Origin of the sequence: Lentzea flaviverrucosa (genome assembly GCF_003350445.1) — a bacterium.
Classification (GTDB): Bacteria; Actinomycetota; Actinomycetes; order Mycobacteriales; family Pseudonocardiaceae; genus Lentzea; species Lentzea californiensis.
In genome coordinates, this window is the sequence record NZ_QQAU01000005.1 from 137,117 (window position 1) to 157,038 (window position 19,922).

General features: G+C 68.9%; 26 protein-coding genes. 14 read left to right on the forward strand and 12 right to left on the reverse strand.

The window, feature by feature from the left end; translation table 11 throughout:
- Positions 1-38 precede the first annotated feature (38 nt).
- The 6 genes from DFR72_RS17330 to DFR72_RS17355 all read left to right on the forward strand — a co-directional run bounded on the left by DFR72_RS17330 (position 39) and on the right by DFR72_RS17355 (position 3,747).
- A complete protein-coding gene (locus tag DFR72_RS17330; protein ID WP_090066196.1) occupies positions 39-773 on the forward strand; it encodes a type III secretion system chaperone family protein in 735 nt (244 codons plus the stop codon).
- Positions 774-1,083: 310 nt separating this feature from the next.
- On the forward strand, positions 1,084-1,206 hold the full coding sequence (locus tag DFR72_RS17335; RefSeq protein ID WP_143086722.1) for an LPXTG cell wall anchor domain-containing protein: 123 nt from the start codon (positions 1,084-1,086) through the stop codon (positions 1,204-1,206).
- Positions 1,207-1,255: 49 nt separating this feature from the next.
- Positions 1,256-2,029, forward strand: a complete 774-nt coding sequence (locus tag DFR72_RS17340) for an SDR family NAD(P)-dependent oxidoreductase (RefSeq protein WP_090066195.1) — start codon at positions 1,256-1,258, stop codon at positions 2,027-2,029.
- A 37-nt stretch (positions 2,030-2,066) separates the two neighbouring features.
- Complete coding sequence (locus tag DFR72_RS17345) at positions 2,067-2,381, forward strand: hypothetical protein (protein WP_090066194.1); 315 nt, start codon at positions 2,067-2,069, stop codon at positions 2,379-2,381.
- Complete coding sequence (locus DFR72_RS17350; RefSeq protein WP_090066193.1) at positions 2,378-3,295, forward strand: WXG100 family type VII secretion target; 918 nt, start codon at positions 2,378-2,380, stop codon at positions 3,293-3,295. Before DFR72_RS17345 ends, DFR72_RS17350 begins: the two co-directional genes overlap by 4 nt.
- The gene (locus DFR72_RS17355) at positions 3,292-3,747 is read left to right on the forward strand and encodes a hypothetical protein (protein ID WP_090066192.1); all 456 of its coding nucleotides are present in this window, start codon (positions 3,292-3,294) and stop codon (positions 3,745-3,747) included. The genes DFR72_RS17350 and DFR72_RS17355 overlap by 4 nt, the downstream gene beginning before the upstream one ends.
- 9 nt (positions 3,748-3,756) lie before the next feature.
- On the opposite strand, the gene DFR72_RS17360 is transcribed toward DFR72_RS17355, so the two are convergent.
- Positions 3,757-4,308, reverse strand: a complete 552-nt coding sequence (locus DFR72_RS17360) for an LURP-one-related/scramblase family protein (protein ID WP_090066191.1) — start codon at positions 4,306-4,308, stop codon at positions 3,757-3,759.
- A 65-nt stretch (positions 4,309-4,373) separates the two neighbouring features.
- Between DFR72_RS17360 and pyrE the strand changes: the two genes are divergently transcribed.
- From pyrE to DFR72_RS17380, 4 genes are read left to right on the forward strand one after another with little or no spacing between them, the layout of a single operon-like run.
- On the forward strand, positions 4,374-4,928 hold the full coding sequence (pyrE, locus tag DFR72_RS17365; protein WP_090066190.1) for an orotate phosphoribosyltransferase: 555 nt from the start codon (positions 4,374-4,376) through the stop codon (positions 4,926-4,928).
- A gap of 59 nt (positions 4,929-4,987) precedes the next feature.
- On the forward strand, positions 4,988-5,356 hold the full coding sequence (locus DFR72_RS17370; protein ID WP_090066189.1) for a DUF2784 domain-containing protein: 369 nt from the start codon (positions 4,988-4,990) through the stop codon (positions 5,354-5,356).
- Complete coding sequence (locus tag DFR72_RS17375) at positions 5,328-5,993, forward strand: TrmH family RNA methyltransferase (protein ID WP_245983088.1); 666 nt, start codon at positions 5,328-5,330, stop codon at positions 5,991-5,993. The genes DFR72_RS17370 and DFR72_RS17375 overlap by 29 nt, the downstream gene beginning before the upstream one ends.
- Before the next feature lie 25 nt (positions 5,994-6,018).
- Positions 6,019-7,116: a glycoside hydrolase family 76 protein gene (locus tag DFR72_RS17380; protein WP_090066187.1), complete on the forward strand. Its 1,098-nt coding sequence runs from the start codon at positions 6,019-6,021 to the stop codon at positions 7,114-7,116.
- Here the strand turns inward: DFR72_RS17380 and DFR72_RS17385 are convergent.
- Both DFR72_RS17385 and DFR72_RS17390 read right to left on the reverse strand, forming a co-directional pair.
- Positions 7,106-7,837 carry a sugar phosphate isomerase/epimerase family protein gene (locus tag DFR72_RS17385; RefSeq protein ID WP_090066186.1) on the reverse strand — a complete coding sequence of 244 codons (732 nt, stop codon included), beginning with the start codon at positions 7,835-7,837 and terminating at the stop codon, positions 7,106-7,108. The two genes, DFR72_RS17380 and DFR72_RS17385, sit on opposite strands and share 11 nt — an antisense overlap.
- Positions 7,831-8,808: a LacI family DNA-binding transcriptional regulator gene (locus DFR72_RS17390; protein ID WP_090066185.1), complete on the reverse strand. Its 978-nt coding sequence runs from the start codon at positions 8,806-8,808 to the stop codon at positions 7,831-7,833. The genes DFR72_RS17385 and DFR72_RS17390 overlap by 7 nt, the downstream gene beginning before the upstream one ends.
- A gap of 34 nt (positions 8,809-8,842) precedes the next feature.
- Between DFR72_RS17390 and DFR72_RS17395 the strand changes: the two genes are divergently transcribed.
- Together DFR72_RS17395 and DFR72_RS17400 are read left to right on the forward strand one after the other, a co-directional pair.
- A complete protein-coding gene (locus tag DFR72_RS17395; protein WP_090066184.1) occupies positions 8,843-9,688 on the forward strand; it encodes a PfkB family carbohydrate kinase in 846 nt (281 codons plus the stop codon).
- Positions 9,652-10,287 carry a nucleoside/nucleotide kinase family protein gene (locus DFR72_RS17400; protein ID WP_030477739.1) on the forward strand — a complete coding sequence of 212 codons (636 nt, stop codon included), beginning with the start codon at positions 9,652-9,654 and terminating at the stop codon, positions 10,285-10,287. Before DFR72_RS17395 ends, DFR72_RS17400 begins: the two co-directional genes overlap by 37 nt.
- A 7-nt stretch (positions 10,288-10,294) precedes the next feature.
- On the opposite strand, the gene DFR72_RS17405 is transcribed toward DFR72_RS17400, so the two are convergent.
- Both DFR72_RS17405 and DFR72_RS17410 read right to left on the reverse strand, forming a co-directional pair.
- Positions 10,295-11,287: a right-handed parallel beta-helix repeat-containing protein gene (locus DFR72_RS17405; protein WP_090066183.1), complete on the reverse strand. Its 993-nt coding sequence runs from the start codon at positions 11,285-11,287 to the stop codon at positions 10,295-10,297.
- Positions 11,288-11,347: 60 nt separating this feature from the next.
- Entirely contained in the window at positions 11,348-11,995 is a 648-nt protein-coding gene (locus DFR72_RS17410; RefSeq protein WP_090066182.1) for a DedA family protein, read from the reverse strand.
- Between the two features lie 156 nt (positions 11,996-12,151).
- Here DFR72_RS17410 and DFR72_RS17415 point away from each other — a divergent pair, with 156 nt between their 5' ends.
- Positions 12,152-13,522, forward strand: a complete 1,371-nt coding sequence (locus tag DFR72_RS17415; RefSeq protein ID WP_090066181.1) for an FAD-binding oxidoreductase — start codon at positions 12,152-12,154, stop codon at positions 13,520-13,522.
- Here the strand turns inward: DFR72_RS17415 and DFR72_RS17420 are convergent.
- The 6 genes from DFR72_RS17420 to DFR72_RS17445 all read right to left on the reverse strand — a co-directional run bounded on the left by DFR72_RS17420 (position 13,519) and on the right by DFR72_RS17445 (position 18,759).
- Positions 13,519-14,946 (reverse strand): amidohydrolase family protein, encoded by a 1,428-nt coding sequence (locus DFR72_RS17420; protein WP_090066180.1) that lies wholly within the window; start codon positions 14,944-14,946, stop codon positions 13,519-13,521. The two genes, DFR72_RS17415 and DFR72_RS17420, sit on opposite strands and share 4 nt — an antisense overlap.
- A 109-nt stretch (positions 14,947-15,055) precedes the next feature.
- Positions 15,056-15,778: a DedA family protein gene (locus DFR72_RS17425; RefSeq protein ID WP_245983100.1), complete on the reverse strand. Its 723-nt coding sequence runs from the start codon at positions 15,776-15,778 to the stop codon at positions 15,056-15,058.
- A gap of 17 nt (positions 15,779-15,795) precedes the next feature.
- Positions 15,796-15,990, reverse strand: coding sequence for a hypothetical protein (locus tag DFR72_RS17430; protein WP_114773701.1), 195 nt, complete (start codon positions 15,988-15,990; stop codon positions 15,796-15,798).
- 4 nt (positions 15,991-15,994) lie between these two features.
- Positions 15,995-17,146, reverse strand: coding sequence for an N-acetylglucosamine-6-phosphate deacetylase (gene nagA, locus DFR72_RS17435; protein ID WP_090066179.1), 1,152 nt, complete (start codon positions 17,144-17,146; stop codon positions 15,995-15,997).
- Positions 17,146-18,054, reverse strand: a complete 909-nt coding sequence (locus DFR72_RS17440) for an ROK family protein (RefSeq protein WP_245983102.1) — start codon at positions 18,052-18,054, stop codon at positions 17,146-17,148. Before DFR72_RS17440 ends, nagA begins: the two co-directional genes overlap by 1 nt.
- Positions 18,055-18,195: 141 nt before the next feature.
- Complete coding sequence (locus tag DFR72_RS17445) at positions 18,196-18,759, reverse strand: SigE family RNA polymerase sigma factor (RefSeq protein WP_030477748.1); 564 nt, start codon at positions 18,757-18,759, stop codon at positions 18,196-18,198.
- Positions 18,760-18,799: 40 nt separating this feature from the next.
- Here DFR72_RS17445 and DFR72_RS17450 point away from each other — a divergent pair, with 40 nt between their 5' ends.
- Complete coding sequence (locus tag DFR72_RS17450; protein ID WP_090066177.1) at positions 18,800-19,081, forward strand: YciI family protein; 282 nt, start codon at positions 18,800-18,802, stop codon at positions 19,079-19,081.
- Here the strand turns inward: DFR72_RS17450 and DFR72_RS17455 are convergent.
- Entirely contained in the window at positions 19,071-19,922 is an 852-nt protein-coding gene (locus tag DFR72_RS17455) for an SDR family oxidoreductase (RefSeq protein ID WP_090066176.1), read from the reverse strand. The genes DFR72_RS17450 and DFR72_RS17455 overlap by 11 nt on opposite strands.

The window sequence follows — 19,922 nt, forward strand, 5'->3', positions numbered from 1 at the left end:
ATCTTCGTTCCTCGCCTCCGACCCACTAGGCTCTGGCTGTGGGCATACCGGCGTGGGTCTGGTTCACCGTCGCCGCGGTGGCGGGCGTGGCGGGGTTCGCCCTGCTCGCGACCGACCGGGCGCAACGAACCGCGCGTAATCGTGAACGGCGCCGTTGGGCTGCTCTGAGGGGCTGGCAGTTCGAGGAGACAGACCACGTGCTGCCTACCCGGTGGGAAGCCGGGGCCATCGCGTACTACGGCACGGGTCTCGCCCGTGACGTCGTCGCCGGCTCCACCTTCACCGCGGACGGGCGCAGGCAGGTCTACGTGCTCGACCACGAGACCGGCGGCAAGGTCAACTCGGTGCTGGTCGGCGTGCGCTGCCGCAGGGCGCTGTCGGTGGTGATCGAACTGTGGTTGTCGACGGTCCCGTTCCAGCGCGACAACGACAAGGTGCCGATGCCCGACCTGCTCGGGCCGGTGGGGTCGCGGTACGCGTTCGTCACGGACGTGCCGGCAGCCCGCAAGATCATCACGCCGGACCTGATCGACGCCGCCGAGGAGATCGGGGGCGACGTCACGGTCGTCTGGATGGAGAACGACTGGGTGCTGGCCGCCGCACCGCCGAACTCGTCGCCCGCGCGCCTCGAACGGCTGCTGCGCGACGTCGGTGAGCTCGCGGACGTCATCGACCCGTTCGACCCGGACCCGTCCGAGCGCGAGGAGCCGGTGGCCGAAGAGGACGAGGGCGGCGAGGTCTACCGCCCGTCGTTCGGTCGCAAGCAGCCCTGACGAAACCTTCACCGAAGCCGCTGCCGGACACCCGGCAGCGGCTTTTTCACGGCCGAAGCACGCCTGGGTCATGTGACGTTCGGTGATCAACAGGTTTACGTACCGCCTGTCGTGCCGCCTCGACCAGCCCTATTCCAGACCGCATCCAAAGTGTTGTGACCTACATCACACTTCGCTCCGTGTAAAACATTGGCGCGCGATTCAGATACTCCGTGCAGCAAGTCCGTCGTGTCCCGAACCCCCGGAGGGAAGCACGATGTACGGAGGAAAGATTGTCCCGGCCGCAGCCGTGACGGGTACGGCGTCCGTGGTGACGCTGGCCAACACGGGTGCATCAGTCGGTTGGTTGCTGTTCGGCGGGGTGGCGATGGTCGTTTCCGGCCTCGCCCTGCGCCTGTTCGTGCTCCGTCGTCCGGCGAAGCACGAAGCGTGATCATCGGCGGCCTTCGGCCCCGGCGACTTTCCGACTACCGTTCGGTGGCATGCCAACCGCACTGGTGACCGGATCGACCGTCGGGATCGGGGCCGCCTTCGCCCGCAGGCTCGCGGCCGAGGGATACGACCTCGTGCTGGTCGCGCGCACCGCGTCCGCACTCGAAGAACTCGCGAAGAAACTGCACGACCGCCACGGCGTGAACGTGGACGTCCTGCCGGCCGACCTCAGCGACCACGACGACCGGCTGAAGGTCGAGCAGCGGCTGGCCGAGTCGGCCGTCGACCTGCTGGTCAACAACGCGGGCTTCGCGAACACCGGCGAGTTCTTCGCCGCGGACGTCGACAAGCTCCAGGCCCAGCTCGACGTCAACGTCGCCACGGTGCTGCGCCTGTCCAGGGCCGCCATCCCGGCGATGATCGCCCGCGGCAAGGGCGACGTGATCAACGTGTCCAGCGTCGCCAGCTTCCTGCCCGGCCGCGGCACCAGCTACAGCGCCGACAAGGCGTGGGTGACGACCTTCTCCGAGGGCATGTCGCTCGCGGCGGAGGGCACCGGCGTGCGGATCATGGCGCTGGCCCCCGGTTTCGTGCGGACGGAGTTCCACAAGCGCGCGAAGATCGACATGTCGAAGACGCCGAGTTGGCTCTACGTCGACGCCGACAAGCTCGTCCACGAGGCGCTGCGCGACCTGCGCCGGGGCAAGCCGCTGTCGATCCCCGGTCTGCAGTACAAGGCGATCGTGACCATCTCGAGGCTGCTGCCGCGGCCCCTCGTGCGCAAGATGGCGTCGCGGTTCGCGGGCGGCCGCGGTCGCACCTGATCGGAACCGTTCGGCCTAACGGTGCGTCGGAGCCGTCGTGAGCGAACAGTTCCACGTCGAGCCGGACGAGCTGCGCGGGTACAGCGAGCTGCTGGACCGCAACGCCCAGCACTTCCTGACCATCAAAGACCACGCCATCTCCAAGGGCGGTGACACCAGCGGGTTCACCGGCCTGCTGACCCTGCTGCATCCCGTCGTGACCGGCGTCGCGCGCCTCTACGGCGAGACGCTGGACTTCGCGAACAAGACGATGCTCAAGGACGCCGAGGCGCTGCGGAAGTCGGCCGACTCCTACGAGAAGGTCGACCTCCACGGCGTGCAGCTGATCAAGCAGGCCGGGGGTGGCCGATGACCACGGCGTACGCGGACGTCCAGGACCCGTCGGTGGCGCTGAACGCCGCCGCGGAGAACCGCCCTGGCCGGCAGACCACCAAGGAGCTGATCGAGGCCGCCGGGTGGAAGCTGCAGGGCGTCAACTGGATCTACGAGAAGGTCACCGGCGAGAACCTGATCGAGTCGCTGATCAGCCCGCTGGTCGGCGACTTCGAGAAGATCGACGCCAACGCCAACGCGTGGGACCAGGTCGCCAAGGCGCTGGACGCCGTGCGGCACAACGTCGGTGACAGCGTCGGTCAGCTCGACCCGCACTGGAACGGCAGCGCCGCGCAGGCGTTCGAACGCCGCATGGACACCATGTGGGTCATCGCGATCGAGGCGGACTCCCAGGTCGCCCGGATCATCGGCAACAAGTTCCAGTCGATGGCGTCCGCGTGCCGTTCGGCCACGAAGATCGCCCTGTTCCTGCTCGACAAGCTCTGCACCATGCTGCTCGAAGCGGCGATGACCGCGGTGATCCCGGTCGTCGGCTGGGGCCGCGCGGTGTGGATGGTCTACGACGCGATCCAGATCGTCGACGCCATCCGCAAGATCATCCAGTCGATCATGACGCTGATCGAGGGCGTCCAGGGCATGGTCGACGGCATCGTGGCGATGGGCACGGCGCTGATGAAGCTCAAGGACGTCAGGGACGTGAACGACGCGCTGGACGTCGTCGACGGCGTGCAGGACGGCAAGCAGAAGTACGACAACGGCGTGGCCGCCGCGAAGTCCGGTGCGATCGGCGTCGGTCTCGGTGCCTACGGCCTCGGCAAGGCCGGTTCCGCGGCCTCCGGCCGGTACAGCACCCCGAGCTCGGGCAGCGGCGGCGGAGCCGCTGGCGGCGCTCCCGCTCCCGCCCCGGCACCCACCGGCGGTGGTCAGCAGTGACGTTCCCCTACGACCAGGCACGGCTGCAGGCCCTGTTCTCCGAGGTGGACTCCCGGGTCGACGACCTGGGCAAGGTCGCGACCGCCGCGTCGCAGGTGCAGCGCAGGTCGCGCGGGCTCTCCGAGCAGGACCTCCGCGAGATCGAACGGTTCGCGAAGTCGCCGGGCGCGCCGAAGGAGCTCAAGGACCTCCAGCGGCGCGTGGACGCAGGCGAGATGACGTGGGCCGACGTCGCCTCCGGCCGTGCGATCCACGACGAGGGCGTGCAGAAGGCGCTCGCGGTCGGCGTTCCCGACCTCCAGCGCGCCTACCAGGCGATCGAGGAGGGCCAGGACATCGACGACATCATCACCTCGGGCAACCCGGCAGCCCACCAGCCGCCGCCCCGCCCGCGCCGTGATGACGACGACGAGGACGACGGCCCGAGCCACTTCCGCAAGGACGCCTGGTAGCCGGCACCACTAGACGGGCCAGTCCACTCCGCCACTGCTGGTGTGGCTGGTCCCGGTACCGCGAACGACGTCGAAGGCGACCGCGCACGCGGTCGCCAGCGACCGCACCGGTTCGGTCACCGCCGGGTTGATCTGCACGACGTCCCGGCGCACCCGCGAGCCGTTGCGCTTGGCTCGCGCGCCGGTCTGGATCCGCGCGACGTCACCGAAGAAGCAGAGCTGCTGACCGTTCGCGTCGTGCAGTGACTGCTGCCACGCGCCGTGCGTCTTGATCGTCCCGATCAGCTGGCCCTGGGGCGTGGTCACGCGCACGTGCGGCCTGCGTCCGAAACCCTTGCTGATGTGCATGATCGATTGGCCGTGCGGCCCGACGACGTCGAGGTCGAACGCGGTCCAGCCGGAGAACCCCGTGTGCCGCAACGGCCGCTGGAGGCCGGGCCCGGTCCGTTCGCGGACGACGGCGACCGGCGCGTCCCGTTCGTCGAACACCTCGACGCGGTAGTGCGGCCGGGCCAGCAGGCTCATGAACGTCCACGGCTGTTCCACGTACAAGGTGCTCACGGTGATGCAGCGTACGAGGCGTCGAACGCGCGGGTGTGCGAAGCTGACGACCCGTGCGAACTGAAGTGGTCTTGGACGCGAACGCTAAGTCAGAACTCGCTCGTCTCGTGAGCGAATTGGCCGTGGTGCACGGCAAGGTGACTCTTTCCAGCGGCAAGGAAGCCGACTACTACGTCGACCTGCGGCGGGCGACGCTGCACCACGCGGCGGCCCCGTTGATCGGCAAGCTGCTGCGGCAGCTCACGTCGGACTGGGACTTCGTCGCGGTCGGCGGTCTGACCCTCGGCGCGGATCCCGTCGCCTACGCGATGATGCACTCCGCCGGCGCCGACGGTGACGTGCTCGACGCGTTCGTCGTGCGCAAGGCGAACAAGGCCCACGGCATGCAGCGCCAGATCGAGGGCATCGACGTGCGCGGCCAGCGGGTGCTCGCGGTCGAGGACACCTCCACCACGGGTGGTTCGGTGCTCACGGCCGTCAACGCGCTGCGCGAGCACGGGGCCGACGTGATCGGCGTCGCCACGGTCGTCGACCGCGGTACGGGCGCCAAGGAGGCCATCGAGGCCGAGGGCCTGCAGTACCGCTACCTGCTCGACCTGAACGACCTCGGGCTCGCCTGAGGTTTTATCGAGAGCGCTTCGAGCCACCCCGTCTTAGTCTGGAGGACGGGGTGGTGCGAATGGCTGGGTTCTTCGCCGAGGCGGTCATGCTGCTGCACTTCGCCGTGCTGGCGTTCCTGCTCGTGGGCGGGTTCCTCGCATGGCGGTGGCGCGGTGTGATCTATCCGCACCTGGCGATCGGCGCGTGGGCGATCCTGAGCCTGCTGGTGCCGGTGACGTGTCCGCTGACGACGGCGGAGGAGTTCTTCCGCGCCCAGGCGGGCATGCCGCCGCTGGGCACGGGTTTCATCGACCACTACATCGACGGCGTCTGGTACCCGGAGAGCGCGTCGACGCTGGTCCAGCTGGTGCTGGGGTCGATCGTGATCATCTCGTGGGTCGGCTTCTATGCTGGTCACCGTGCTGCTCGAAGGCTTTCACGCTGTTAAGCACGCGTTGCGCTTCGGCGCCGATGTGCACCCGCTGATCACGACGGACCTCGCCGCCGCGATCGGCCTCGCCGAGACGCACGCACCTGATCTGCGCGAGCGGTTCGCCGCCGCCACCGAGGTCGACCAGAACCACTTCAAGCTCAGGGTCGGCCGCACGCACCCGACGGGTGTGGCCGGGTTCGCGGAGAAGCCGGACCTGCCGTTCGACCGGGGCGCCCCGGTCGTCCTGCTCGACAACCCGCGCAACCTCGGCAACTTCGGCGCCGCCATCCGGGTGGCCGCCGGTCTCGACGCGGGGGGCGTGATCTCGACCGGTGACGTCGACCCGTGGCACCCCAACGTGCTGCGGGGATCCGCCGGGCTGCACTTCGCGCTGCCGGTGGCCAAGGTCGAGAGCCTCGACTTCGCCGGTGAGCTGATCGCGTTCGACGCGGACGGTGACCTGCTGAAAGGCCCGATACCCGACGACTCCGTGCTCGCGTTCGGGTCGGAACGCCACGGGCTGTCGGCAGAGGTCCGGGAGAAGGCCGCGCGGATCGTCCGGCTGCCCATGCGCGAGAAGGTAAGCAGTTACAACCTCACAACTTCTGTGGCCATGGGCCTCTACCACTGGGTGGTTCACCGAGCTTCTTGATCGGTCAAGCACGCACGATGACCAAGTGGCGATCGCGAAACTGCTGGCGGCACGCGCGGGTGTCGCGGAGCGCGCGGTGTACTCCAGGCACCTTCGGCGGGTCTGGGGTGTGCCGGGCACGCTCCTCGGGGCGCGGGCGTGGCCGCCGCTCTTCAGGGACAAGATCCACACCAGCTTCAACTACTGGTGGCAGGCGCACCTGCTCGACTGCATGATCGACGGCTACCTGCGCTCGCCCAACGAGCTGCGCAAGACGGCCGTCGCGAAAGTCGTGCGCGGCATCAGGGTCCGCAACATCCTCGGCTGGACCAACGACTTCTACGACGACATCGCGTGGCTCGGCTTGGCCCTGCAACGCGCCGAGCACGAGGTCGGCATCGCGAAGCCCAAGGCCCTGGACGCGATCGCCGTGCGACTGCGCGACGGCTGGACCGACCACGCCGGCGGCGGCATCTGGTGGAAGCGCAACGACGACTTCAAGAACGTCCCCGCGAACGGACCGGCCGCGATCTTCCTGGCCCGCCAGAACGAACGCACCGACCTCGCCCGCGCACGGTCCATCGTGGACTGGGTCGAGGAACACCTCGTCGATCCGGGCAACGGCCTCGCGTGGGACGGTCTGCACGTCCACCCCAACGGCGAGATCCGCGAGTACGAGAAGAACATCTACACGTACTGCCAAGGAGTTCTCATCGGCGCGTGCGTCGAGCTCGCCCAGCACGGCCAGCAGGGCAAGTGGCTCGACAAGGCCGCACGCACGATCACCGCCGTGCACGACGACCTCGCCACCAACGGCGTGATCCGGGGCCAGGGCGGTGGCGACGGCGGCCTGTTCGCGGGCATCCTGGTCCGCTACCTGGCCCAGGCCGCGCTGGTCGTCCCCGACCTCGACCCCGACCGGTACGAGACCGCGGACCTGGCCAGGGAGCTCGTCGTCCAGTCGGCGGAAGCGGCGTGGAACAACCGCGTGATGGCGGTGAGCGGGCCGCTGTTCGGTCCTGAGTGGACTCTTCCGGCCGTCGAAGCGGAGGGCCGCGACCTGTCCGTCCAGCTCGGTGGCTGGATGTGCCTGGAAGCGGCCGCCCTGCTCGAACGGCGCGGTCTGGACGTCGCTACGGCTTGAGCCAGCCCAGCAACGCCTTGGCGTCCTCGCGGAACTGCTCCGGCGAGTCGTCCCGCACGAACTCCAGCAGCGCGTTGCGCTCGACGCCGTCGCGGGCGAGCTCGGTCAGCACCGGCTTCCACAGGTCACGGCGCTCGGCGAGTGGGAACCGCTCCTGGAAGCCACCGGGACCCCACGAGAAGACGTGCGCCGTCACCGGTTCCAGCGTCCGCACCTCGTGCATGGCCGAGAACACGTCCTGGCCTCCACTGGGCTGCCAGTACGGCACCACGCCGTCGGCCTCGTCGAGCAGCTGCACCGTCGAGTCGAGCGTGTCCGTCAGCGTGTTCCGGTGGTACTCCAACGCGATCTTCGTGCCCATCGCCTCGGCGTGTTCCACGGCGTGTTGCAACGCCTCGACCACCGGCGCCCGGTCAGGGCACTCCTCCGAGCCGGACGTGCCCGCCCAGACCCGCACGAACGGCGCGTCCAGTTCGGCCGCGGTCTCCAGGATCGGTGCCAGGTCGGCCCGGTCCGAGACGCCCGCGCGGTAGTACGACCCGTACGCGGCCACCTTGAGGCCGGTGTCCAGCGCCCGCCGTGCCGCCGCGAAGTCGCCGGGCGGCACGTGCACGTCGCCGCCCCACTCGACGGCCTGCAGCCCGCACTCCGTCGCCAGCGCGCCGATCTCGGAGACCGTGAGCTGCCGGAACGTCACCGAGACGAGACCGGGGATCAGCATCCGCAGGACTGCCTGTGCCTCAGGGAGGGCGCGAGCCGGATGGTCTCCGGTGCCCTCTGCGGGTCGGCGATGCGGGAGAGCAGCAGTTTCACCGCGGTGCGCCCGATCTCCTCGACCGGCTGGGCCAGCGTGGTGAGCGGCGGTTCGATCAGGGTGGCCCACTCGACCTCGTCGTAGGCGACGACGGCCAGGTCGGTGCCGAGCTTCAGGCCGCGGGCCCGTGCCTCGTGCAGCATGCCGACCGTGACGAGGTGGTCCGCCGCGACGACGGCCGTGGCCGGGTCCTCCTGGTCGAGCAGCGGCGCGAGCCAGCCGCTCTGCGAGACCAGCGCCTCGTCCCACTTCAGGCCCGCGCGGCCGAGGCCGAGGCGGTAGCCGAGGATGCGTTCCTCGGTCGTCGCCACGCCCACCTGGCCGCAGACGATGCCGATCCGGCGGTGCCCCAGTTCCGCGAGGTGCTTGACCAGGCCGGAGGTGGCCTGCACGTTCTCCGGCCCGACCTGGTCGATGTCCTTGGCCACGGTCAGCCGGTCGACCAGCACCGTGGGGATGTTCAGCTTCTTGAGCTCCGGCAGCACGAGGCTTCCCCCGGCGCCGGCCGATGGTGTGAGCAGCAGCCCGTCGACTCTTCGCGAGCGCAGCATTCTGACCGCGGTCTGCTCGGATTCGGGGGTGTCCCTCGTGTCGATCAGCACGAGCGAATAGCCGTTGCGAGTCGCCTCGGACTCGATGGCGGCGATCAGCTCGGCGAAGTACGGGTGGGAGACCAGTGACACGGCCAGGCCCAGCGACTTCGTGCCGCCCATGACCAGCGATCGCGCGATGGCGTCGCCCGTGTACCCGGTCTCGTCGATCGCCTTCTGGACGCGCTCGCGCGTGTCCCCGGCGACCGGCCTCGTCTCGTTGATCACGTGTGACACCGTGGTGATGGAGACCCCCGCGAGAGCCGCGACATCCCGCATGGTGACCATGACCTGGGACCTTACCCGTTTGGAGGAAGCCCAGATGGCAGCCGTGCTGTGTGTCGGCCTCACAACTCTCGACGTGACCCAAAGGGTGGACGAGTTCCCGGATCCCGGGCAGAAGGTCCGCTCGCTCGGCGCGGTGCTGTCGCCCGGAGGTCCGGCCGCCAACGCGGCCCGCGCGGTCGCGGCACTGGGCGGGAGGTCCGCGTTGCTCACCTCACTGGGTGCCGACGCATTGGGTGAATTCGTCAGGGCCTCCTTGGACCCGGTCCAAGTGACCGCGGTGGCGGGCATGACGCCCGTGAGCATGGTCGTCGTCAGAGACGCTGATGGGGAGCGCACGGTCGTGTCCCGGAACGCGTTGGTGCCGGTGACGGCGCCGGATTTGACCGATCTCCTGGCTGCCGCGGACGTGGTGCTCTTGGACGGACACCATGAAGGCCTCGTGATCCCAGTGGCCAGACGGGCGAAAGCCGCGGGATTGCCTGTGGTGCTCGACGCCGGGAGCTGGAAACCTGTCCTCGATCACCTGTTGCCGCTGGTGGACGTGGCCGCCTGCTCTGCCGGGTTCGAGCGGTCCGAGGCCGAGGTGCACTCCTACGGGGTGCCGCTGGTCATTCGCACGCACGGTGCGAAGCCGGTCACCTGGTCGCGGAACGGCTCGGCCGGAGAGCTGCCCGTCCCCGCGGTGGAGGTGAAGGACACGAACGGTGCCGGCGACGTCTGGCACGGCGCGTACGCCTACGCGCTGGCGTCAGGCGCGGACCCGGTGGCTGCCATCGGCTTCGCGTCGGAGGCGGCCGCCGTTCGCGTCGGTGCGGTCGGGGACTGGGTTGAGGAGCTGGCACGGTGGCAGGACAGCAGGTCAGGTTCGACGAGCTGCTAGAACGGGCTCGGGTGCTCACCGATCAGGGTGAGCGCAAGATTCTCGGCATCGGCGGCGCACCCGGTTCCGGCAAGTCGACACTCGCGCGGAGGCTCGTCGAGGCACTCGACGGCCAGGCCGTGCTCGTCGAGATGGACGGCTTCCACCTCGCGCAGAGCGAGCTCGAACGGCTGCGGCTGGTCGAACGCAAGGGCGCGCCCGACACGTTCGACATCCCCGGCTACGTGGACCTGCTCGGCCGGATCAAGGCCTGCGGCCCGGACATGATCTACGCGCCGGAGTTCCGCCGCGAGATCGAGGAACCCATCGCCTGCGCCGTCCCGGTGCACCCGGACGTCCCGCTCGTCGTCACCGAGGGCAACTACCTGCTGCTCAACTACGACAAGTGGAAGCGCGTCCGGATCATCCTGGACGAGGCGTGGTTCCTGTTCATCGACGAGGACGTGCGCGTGCAGCGCCTGATCGACCGGCACCTGCGGTACGGGCGCACCTTGTCGGAGGCGGAGGAACGGGTGCTGCACGGCACGGACCACGTCAACGCGCTGATGGTGAACTCGTCGAAGGGAGCAGCGGACCTGCTGATCACCGAGGTGCTTTAGGGGTTCGTCATCCCCCTGAACCGCACACGATGGTGAAACAGCCGAGCGCGTCGTTGTTCGACACGTTCCTGCCGCCATCGATGACGGCGCCCTCCGGCGCCCACATCCCGTACTGACCGTTGTTCTCACTCGTGTTCCTGCGCACGGTGATGTCGAGTGGAATCGGCACGTCGATTCGCAGGCCATCGCGCCGGTTGTCGGCGAATGTGTTGCGTTCGACCAACAATGGGCCGTTGAGAGTCGACGGCGCCCGCACGGCCAGCCCTGCCTGCTGCATCTTCTCGAACCTGTTGCCGCGGATGATGCCGCTGACCGGCCGGTGGACGCCGAGCCAGTTGCCGGTGCTGAAGGTGTTGTTCAGCAGTTCGATCCGGCCGGTCGCGATCACCTCGGCGCCCTTGAGCTCGCTGCCCCGGATGGTCAGCCGCTCGAGCCCGCCGATGGTGAGGGCGTGCAGCGTGGTGTTGACGACGTCGGCCTTGAGGGCCCCGACGAAGTTGATGGCGTGCCAGCCGCCGCCCCGGAGGACCAGGTGGTCGGAGTAGATCTGGTTCAGGCTGGACGTGCTGTCCTGGAACTGGCAGCGCGTCCCGCAGAACAGTCGCCACATGGTGATCTTGCTGCGCACGAACGTCACCGTCGAGCCGGTCCAGTCGCCACCCGAGGCCGAGCTCGGCTGCCCCATGGTCATGTCGACGAACCGGGTGTTGGTCGCTTCGACCGCCTCGATGTTGCTGGGGATGGTGCCGTTCCGGACCGTCGTGCCGTCGACGTCGATCATCCTGATGGCGGGGGTGCCACTCAGGGTGTGTCCATTCAGGTTGATTTTCAACCCATTTGCGCCGACGATGAGTGCTGGCTCGTTTCCGCAGCCCCAATCGCCCATCAGTGTGAAGTTCGTCGTGATGACTTGACCACATTGCGGCATCGGTTGTGCCTGAGCCGGTGTTGCTGAGCCGAACAGTGCAATTAATACGGCGAATGAATGGAGTAATCGCATGACAGGCCTCCCCGCCCTTTATCTGAAAGGACAGGTAAGCACTGTTCGAGTGGTTTGTCGCTAGTTCGTTCCGACTTCGACCGTTTCGTCGATCGGCTTCGCCATCTCCTGGCGGTAGCGCCAGATCCCCCACCCGGTGCCACCGAGGAAGAACCCGACGCTGACGACGATCGCCGCCGTCTCGAGCCACGGGAGCGTCTGCAGGATGCCGGCGCCGTAGTAGCCGGCCAGCACGAGCGTCGGCACCCACGCGATGGCGCCGATGGTCGTGGCCAGCGTGAACCGCCTGAGGTCCATCCGCGCGGCACCGGCGATCATGGGTGCCAGCGTGCGGATCCACGGGATCCAGCGGGCGAGGACGACGGCCCAGAACCCGCGGCGGTCGAGGAAGTCGCCCGCGCGTTTCAGGTTCTGCCTGTTCAGCACCTTGCCGCCCTTCCGGGCGAGCACGCGCGTGCCGGTACCGCGGCCGATGAAGTACCCGACCTGGTTGCCGACGACGGCGATGACGAGAGCCGCGAGGGACAGCAGCCACGCCGACAGCTCGCTGTTGTGCGACGCCAGCACCACGCCGGCCGCGAACAGCAGCGAGTCACCGGGCAGGAAGAGTCCGAAGATGAAAGCGCACTCGACGAAGATGAAGCTCAGCACGATGATCCAGACGGCCACCGGACCCGCGGTCTCCAGCGAGGCGAATGCATGCGCCACGGTGAGCCAGCCTACGTCGTGCCGCGCCGGCGTCGCGGCGACGTCGAGCCGACGGATCGGCGAAATCTGGGTTGAGCACGCTGGGTCACCGCGTGAACTCCGTTCCGTTGGAATCACCTTCGAGTGAACCAGGCGAATCGAGCTAGCGTGGGGCGTATGGAGAGCTTGCTCGCTGAACTCCGCGCCGCAGTGGGTGACTCAGGGGTCCTGACCGACGCCGACGTCACCGCGAGCTACCAGCGCGACATGATGCCGCTGGCACCGCACGGCAGTCCGCTGGCGGTGGTGTTCCCGCTGAACACCGAGCAGGTCCAGGCGGTGGTGCGGGCCTGCGCGAGCCACCGGGTCCCGATCGTGCCCCGTGGCGCGGGCAGCGGTCTGTCCGGTGCCGCGAACGCCGTCGAGGGCTGCGTCGTCCTGGTCATGACCAAGATGGACGCGATCGTCGAGATCGACGCCGACAACCGCCTCGCCGTCGTCGAGCCCGGCGTGGTCAACCTCGACCTGCGCGGCGCCGTGGAGAAGCACGGCCTGTTCTACCCGCCGGACCCGAGCAGCTACGACTGGTGCACGATCGGCGGCAACCTCTCCACCAACGCCGGCGGCCTGTGCTGCGTGAAGTACGGCGTGACCACCGACTCCGTGCTCGGCCTGGAGGTCGTGCTGGCCGACGGCGAGGTGTTGCGCACGGGGCGCCGCACGGTCAAGGGCGTGGCGGGCTACGACCTCACCAAGCTCTTCGTCGGTTCCGAGGGCACGCTCGGCGTGATCACCAAGGCCACGCTGGCGCTGAAGCCCCTCCCGCAAGCCCCGGCGACGCTGGTGGCCGCGTTCGGCAGCACCGCCACGGCGGGTGCCGCGGTCAGCCGGATCGTCCGCGAGGGCCTGGTGCCGTCGCTGATGGAGATCATGGACCGCACCTCGATCGAGGCCGTCGAGCAGTACCTGAAGACCGAGCTGGGTGCCGGTCCTGGCTGCGCGGCGTTGCTGATCTGCCAGTCCGACGCGGGCGGCGAGCAGGCGCGGCACGAACTGCGGAAGATCGAGGAGATCTGCCTGGAGGCCGATCTCGTCTACGCGACCCACGACGTCAACGAGGGACGCGACCTGCTGACCGCGCGCAGGGCCGTGCTGACCGCGCTGGAGATCTACGGCTCGTGGCTGACGGACGACGTGTGCGTGCCCCGCACCCGCATCGCCGAGCTCATCCAGGGCTGCGAGGACATCTCCGGGGAGGTCGGCCTCAAGATCGCCGTCGTCGGCCACGCGGGCGACGGCAACATGCACCCGACGATCGTCTACGACCCCGCCGACGCCGACCAGTTCGCCCGCGCGCAGAAGGCGTTCGACGACATCCTCGCGGTCGGGCTCGCGCTGGGCGGCACGGTGACCGGCGAGCACGGCATCGGCAAGATCAAGCGCGAGTGGCTGGCGAAGGAGATCGGGCCGGTCGGCCTCCGGGTCCACCGCGAGATCAAACACGCGCTGGACCCGGAGAACCTGTTCAACCCGGGCTCGATGTTCTAGCAGCACGTCCGCTGAACAGTGGGAAAAGGCTCCTGAGCTGCCTTCTCCACCTCGGCGAGCATCCGCCGCCGGACGTCGGGACCGAGTACCCGCCCCCGCGTCAGCACGGTGTGGATCCGTTGCGTGTTGCGGATGTCGGACAGCGGGTCGCCGTCGAGCACGACGAGGTTCGCGGCCTCGCCGGGCTTGACCGCGGCGCCCCGCGTGCCGGCCTTCAACGCCGCCTTCGGCGACAGGCCCGCCTCGACCAGCAGTTCCAGTTCGTCGTGCACCGAGAAGCCGGAGAACGAGTACGGGTTGCCCGCGTCCGTGCCGAGCAGGATCTCGACGCCGTGCGCGTGCATCTCGGCGACCAGTTCCTGGCGGCGGCGGAAGAACTCGGCCTGCTGCCGGATCTCCTGCGGTGTCACGGGAACCCACCGCGTCAGGCTGTCGCGCCAGAGGTCCCGGTAGAACGCCGGCATGTACTTGATCCGCGGGTCGTTCGCGAACCGGTCCGCGGGGCTCGCGTACACCCGCATCGCGACCATCGTCGGGCACAACGCGGAGTTGTTGCGCTGCAACCGCTTCGCCAGCTGAAGAGCCTTGCCGCGGCTGTGCGAGAGAGTTGCCTGCCGTTCGAACTCCAGCACCTGCTTGAACCACGCGAACGGGTCCGCCGGATCGAGCGGCAGGTTCGCGATCGCCTGGCGCAGCTGCGTTTCCCGCGTGCTGGTGGCGAGCGGCAGGCCGTACATGTGCTCGAAGGTGCGCTGCCCCAGGTCACTCGCGTCGCCCAGCGGCACGTGGTTCGAGCAGTGCCCGGCGAACGTGATGGCCTGCCGGGAACATTCGTCCGCGATGGCCTCGAGCGTCGGGCGGTCCAGGTACGAGTAGACCTTCACGAAGTCCGCGCCCTTGGCGTCCCGCACGGCCTGCCGGCCCTCTTCGGGCGTGCTGACGATCAACGCGCCGGGCAGCGTCGAGTGCGGTCCGTCGATGATCGTGCTGCCGACGACCAGCCGGGGGCCGAACACCTCGCCGCGCTCGATCCGTTCGCGCAGCTCGTAGATCGGCGGGAAGCCCCACATCTCACGGATGCCCGTCACGCCGTTGACCAGGCACAGCGGCAACGTGATCCGGTCCAGGAACGCGCCGTGCACGTGCATGTCCCACAGGCCGGGGATGACGAACTTGCCGGCGAGGTCGAGCACCGTGGCACCACGCGGCAACGGCAGGTCGCACGAGCCGACGGCGAGAACCTTGTCGTCCGCCAGCACGATGGTCGTGCCGCGCCGGATGCCGGACGAGTCGATGAGCGTCACGTCGCGCAACGCGGTGATGCCCACCGATGCCTGTGCCCGGCCCGGCAGCAGGCCGGCACCCGCTGCCGCGCCGAGCCCGGCCAGCCATCCCAGCACTTCACGTCGAGTGGTGTCAGTCATGCCGTTCAACCAACACCTTGACGTTGCGTGAGACTCAAATCCTTTCGAGGAAGCAAAAGGCCCGCCTGTCGGAACAGGCGGGCCTCGCGGTGGTCGGTCTTCCGGCGGGTCAGCGCTCCACGCGGGGGATGATCTGCGTCGAGTCGTCCTGCAGCGTTGCCTGCATGACCTGGGTGATGTCGTCCGCCTCTTCCTGCAGGAGCGACTTCTTCTCCTTGCGCGCCTTGATCACCTCGATGATGATCGGCACGACCGACAGGAAGACGATGGCGAGCAGCGTGATCTCGAGGTTCTCCTTGATGAAGGAGACCTGGCCGAGGAAGTAGCCCAGGACCGTCAGGCCCGCGGCCCAGGCGACGCCGCCGATCGCGGAGTACGTGAAGTACTTCTTCGGGTCCATCTTGCCGACGCCGGCCATGGCCGTGATGAACGTGCGGACGATCGGCACGAACCTGGCCATGACGATGGCGCGAGCGCCGTACTTGTCGAAGAACTCCTGCGTCTTGTCGACGTACTCCTTCTTGAAGATCTTCGACTCGGGCTTGCTGAACAGCGCGGGACCGGCCTTCTGGCCGATGTAGTAGCCGACGACGTTGCCGACGAACGCGCACACCGTCAGCAGCACGCAGACGAGCCAGAGCGGGGTGTCGATGGTGCCCGCCGCGACGAAGAGACCCGCTGTGAACAGCAGCGAGTCGCCGGGCAGGAAGAAACCGACGAGGAGCCCGCACTCCGCGAAGATGATGAGGCACAACCCGATGAGCATGTACGGGCCGAGCCCGTTCAGCAGAACGGTGGGGTCCAGCCAGTCAGGGCCCAATGCAATCGTCACGGCGACAACGGTACAGGTCAGCTCAGGGTGATCACTGCGGCCACCGCGCCCGCTGCCAGGCCCAACAACAACGCGAGACCCAGGATCCACCACACCGGCATCGGGGAGCGGGGTTCGTCGGCGATTGGGACATGCGCGACAAATCCGGCGTTCGTGCTGGTCGCCTGCGCTCTCAACGCGTTGGTCACCAGTCGTTCCGGATCGTCCGCCATGCACCTAGTCCTTGACCCACTCGCCCCTGACCATCACGTCCCTCGGCTTCAATTCTGCATCCAGGACGACGATGTCCGCCGCACAACCCGGCTGAAGCTTTCCGGTGTCGAGGCCGAGGAGCTCGGCGCCACGGGTCGACGTCGCGTACACGGCCTCCATGAGCGTCAGCCCGCACGAGTTGACGGCGTTGCGGAACGCCACGTCCATGGTGAGCGTGCTGCCGGCCAGCGCGGCACCGCCCGCCAGCGTCGGCACCCCGTCGACGACGCGCACTTCGAGGCCGCCGACGTCGTACACGCCGTCACCGACACCGGCCGCCGCGATGGCGTCGGTGATCAGGATCGTGCGCTTGCGGCCCGCGTGCCGTGCGGCGAGGCGGACCGCGGTCGGGTGCAGGTGCACCAGGTCGCAGATCAGCTCGACGGTCACGCGGTCGTCGTCCAGCAGCGCGCCGATCGGGCCGGGCTCGCGGTGGTGCAGCGGGCGCATGCCGTTGAACAGGTGGGTCGCCACCGAGGCACCGGCGTCGACGGCGGGCCTGACCTGCGCCTCGGTCGCGTCGGTGTGGCCGATGGCGGCGAGGACGTTGTTGTCCACGAGCTGGCGCACGGCCTGGACCGCGCCCTCCAGCTCGGGTGCGATCGTGATCATGCGGACGGTGCCCTTGCCCGCGTCGAGCAGCTTCGTCACCGAGGTCTGTTCCGGCGGGCACAGGATCGCCGGGTCGTGCGCGCCGCAGCGGGCGGCGGACAGGAACGGGCCCTCCAGGTGGATGCCCGCGACCACGCCCTCCTGGGTCAGCTCGGCCAGCGCGGACACCTGGTCGGCCAGTTCCGGCACCGGGCGCGAGACCAGCGAGGCCAGCAACGTCGTGGTGCCGTGCTTGCGGTGCGCCGACGCGGCCCTGCGGACCTTCGCCGGGTCGGGGCTGGTGAACGCGTCACCGCCACCGCCGTGGCAGTGGATGTCCACGAACCCGGGCACGATCGTGCAACCGCTGACGTCGTTCACCGGGCCGTCGGGTGCCACACCCTCACCGACCGCGGCGATCCTGCCGTCGCGGACGCTCACCCACCCGTTCTCGAGCACTCCACCAGGCGTGACGACCCGACCACCGGTCAGGATCACGTCGACTGGTCCACCCCACGTGCTCATCACGCCTCCAGCGTGTCGATGGCCAGCAGCGCCGCGCCGAGGAAGCCCGCCTCGTCGCCGAGCGCCGCGAGCCGAAGCTCCGGTCGGCGCTGGAAGGCGATCAGGCCGTCCAGCCTTTCCCGCAAGGGATCCACCAGCAGGTCTCCTGCCAGTGCGAGCCCACCGCCGAGCACAACGGCCTCCGGACCGAGCAGCGTCGCCAGCACCAGGATCCCCCTGGCGAGCGCGTCCACGGCCTCGTGCCACACGGCGACGGCGTCCTGCTCCCCGTCCCTCACCCTGAGTGCGACCTCAGCGGCTCCCTTGACGGGGGTGCCGGTACGCGCGGTGTACCGGCGGGCGATCGCCGCGGAGGACGCCACTGTCTCCACGCAGCCGATCTGGCCACAGGCGCACGGCACGCCATGGCCGACGTTGACATGTCCGATCTCACCGGCGAAGCCCTCGCCGCTGTAGATCCTGCCGTCCAGCAGCAGCGCGCCGGCGATCCCGGTGCCGATCGGCATGATCACCGCGTTGCGCAGGTCCCTGGCGGCACCCATGCGGCATTCGGCCAGGCCCGCGGCACGCACGTCGTGGCCGAACGCGACGGGGACGCCGAGCCGTTCGGTCATGACCGCGCTGAACGGGAACTGGCTCCACGGCAGGTTCGTCGTGTACACGCCGATGCCGTTGGCCTCGTCCACGATCCCCGGCGCCACGATCCCCACGGCGTCGATCTCGTGCTCGGAGGCGTTGCCGAGCTCGTCGACGAGTTCGGCGATGACGTCGAGGAGGGGCGCCAGCTCGCCGGGAGTCGCCCGGCGCGCGTGCTTCTCCGCCGCCACCGACTCGGACGTGCCGGAGACGAGCGCCGCCTTGGTTTCGGTGCCACCGATGTCAACGGCGACCACGTGTCTGCGTGCCACGGGAACTGATCCTGCGGCATGGGAGGCCTATTGGTCTATACCAAGTACCGATTTGGGCGCGTGGTCTTACTGGCTGAAACCGCCCACATCGGGCAAAGCGGCCTCAGCTGGGGAAACGGTGAAGTTTGTTGCCTGGTGGGCTCAGCCCGCCATGATCTTCTGGAGGGCGTCCAACGCACGGGAAGCCGTCGACTTCACAGTGCCCTTCGAGATGCCCGTGGCCTCGGCGATCTCCGCCTCGGACAGGTCGCCGTAGTAGCGCAGCACGAGCACCTCGCGCTGCCGCGGCGGGAGCTGCTGCAACGCCTTGACCACGGCCTGGTGCTCCGCGGTCAGCATCGCGAGCGACTCGGCCGAACGAGCGTTCGCCACGTGCGGCGGCGTGTAGTCGCGGGCCGTCTTGCGCCGGCGCAGCACGCTGCGGGAGCCGTTGACCACGGCCGTGCGGAGGTAGCCGACCGCCGCCTGGGAGTCGCGCAGACCCTTCCAGTTGCGGTGCAGGCCGGTGAAGGCCTCCTGGACCACGTCCTCGGCCGTCGACGGCTCGTCGACCAGCAGCAGCGCGAGCCTGACCAGGCGCATGCGGTGCTGCTTGTACAGGTCCTCGAGCGTGAGGGGCCCTGTGGGAGGTCCTGCGACGCCGTCCTTGATTCGCAGGTTGGTCAGGGTGTCCTGCACGGTGCGCGGAGTTTCTTCGCCAACCACAAGGTAGGACGGTACCGGTCAGCTTCACTACGGTGGAGGCATGGCCCGCTTTGCAGTCGAATTGGTGTTCGGTCCCGATCGCGAGAAGCGCCTCGCGGTGCGCCCCGAGCACCGCGAGTACATCGCCTCCCTCGCCGAGAAGGGCGTGATCCTCGCGTCAGGTCCGTACGCGGACGACGCCGGCGCGTTGATCATCTACGAGGCCGCGGACGAGGCCTCGCTGAAGGAGATCATCGCCGCCGACCCGTACACGCCCGCGAACGTCGCGGAGTGGACCATCCGCGAGTGGAACCCGCTGATGGGCCCCTGGATCACCGGCTAGCAGCCTGCCCGCCCGGCCCGACCAGGCCTGATGTGTCGCTCGCGGCCATCTGCCGGTCGGCGTCGGCCACCTCCGCGACCGCCTGGCGGTCCACGACCACCGGCGTGAACGCGCGGAAGTACTTCAGCGCGCCGACCCAGCCGGGGACGTGGACCGCCTTCGACCGCTTCTCGATGCCCTTGACCACGGCCCTGCCGACGTTGCGCACGGGGTACTTCTTGCTGGCGAGCCCCGGCATGCCCTGGCGCAGCTTGCCGAAGACCGGGTGCTCGTCGGCGCTGTTGACCATGTCCGTGGAGATCCACGAGAAGTACGCGGTGCCGACGTCCACGCCCAGGTGCCTGACCTCGGCCCGCAGGCTGTCCGCAAACGCTTCGCAGCCCGCCTTCGCCGCCGAGTAGGCCGCGTTGCCGGGGATGTGGACGATCGCCGCGAGCGACGAGACGACCAGGCAGTAGCCGCGGCTCTTGATCAGGTGCGGCAGCGCCGTGCGAACCGTGCGCCACACGCCGAGCAGGTTGACCTCGATGACGCGCTCGAACGCCTTGGGGTCCATCGAGCGCACGAACCCGGTGGCCGCGATGCCCGCGTTCGCCACCACGACGTCGATGCCGCCGAAGTGGGCAGCGACCTCGTTCATGACGCGGTCGAGCACGTCCCAGTCCGTGACATCGGCTTCCCACGCCTTGCCGCCGGTCTCCCGCGCGACCTCTTCGAGCTGGGCTTTCTCCAGCCCGACGAGCGCGAGACGAGCCCCGCGCCCGGCCAGTTGCCTCGCCACCTCGGCGCCGATGCCCCTGGCCGCGCCGGTGATCAGTACCACCTTGCCCGTGACGTCCAT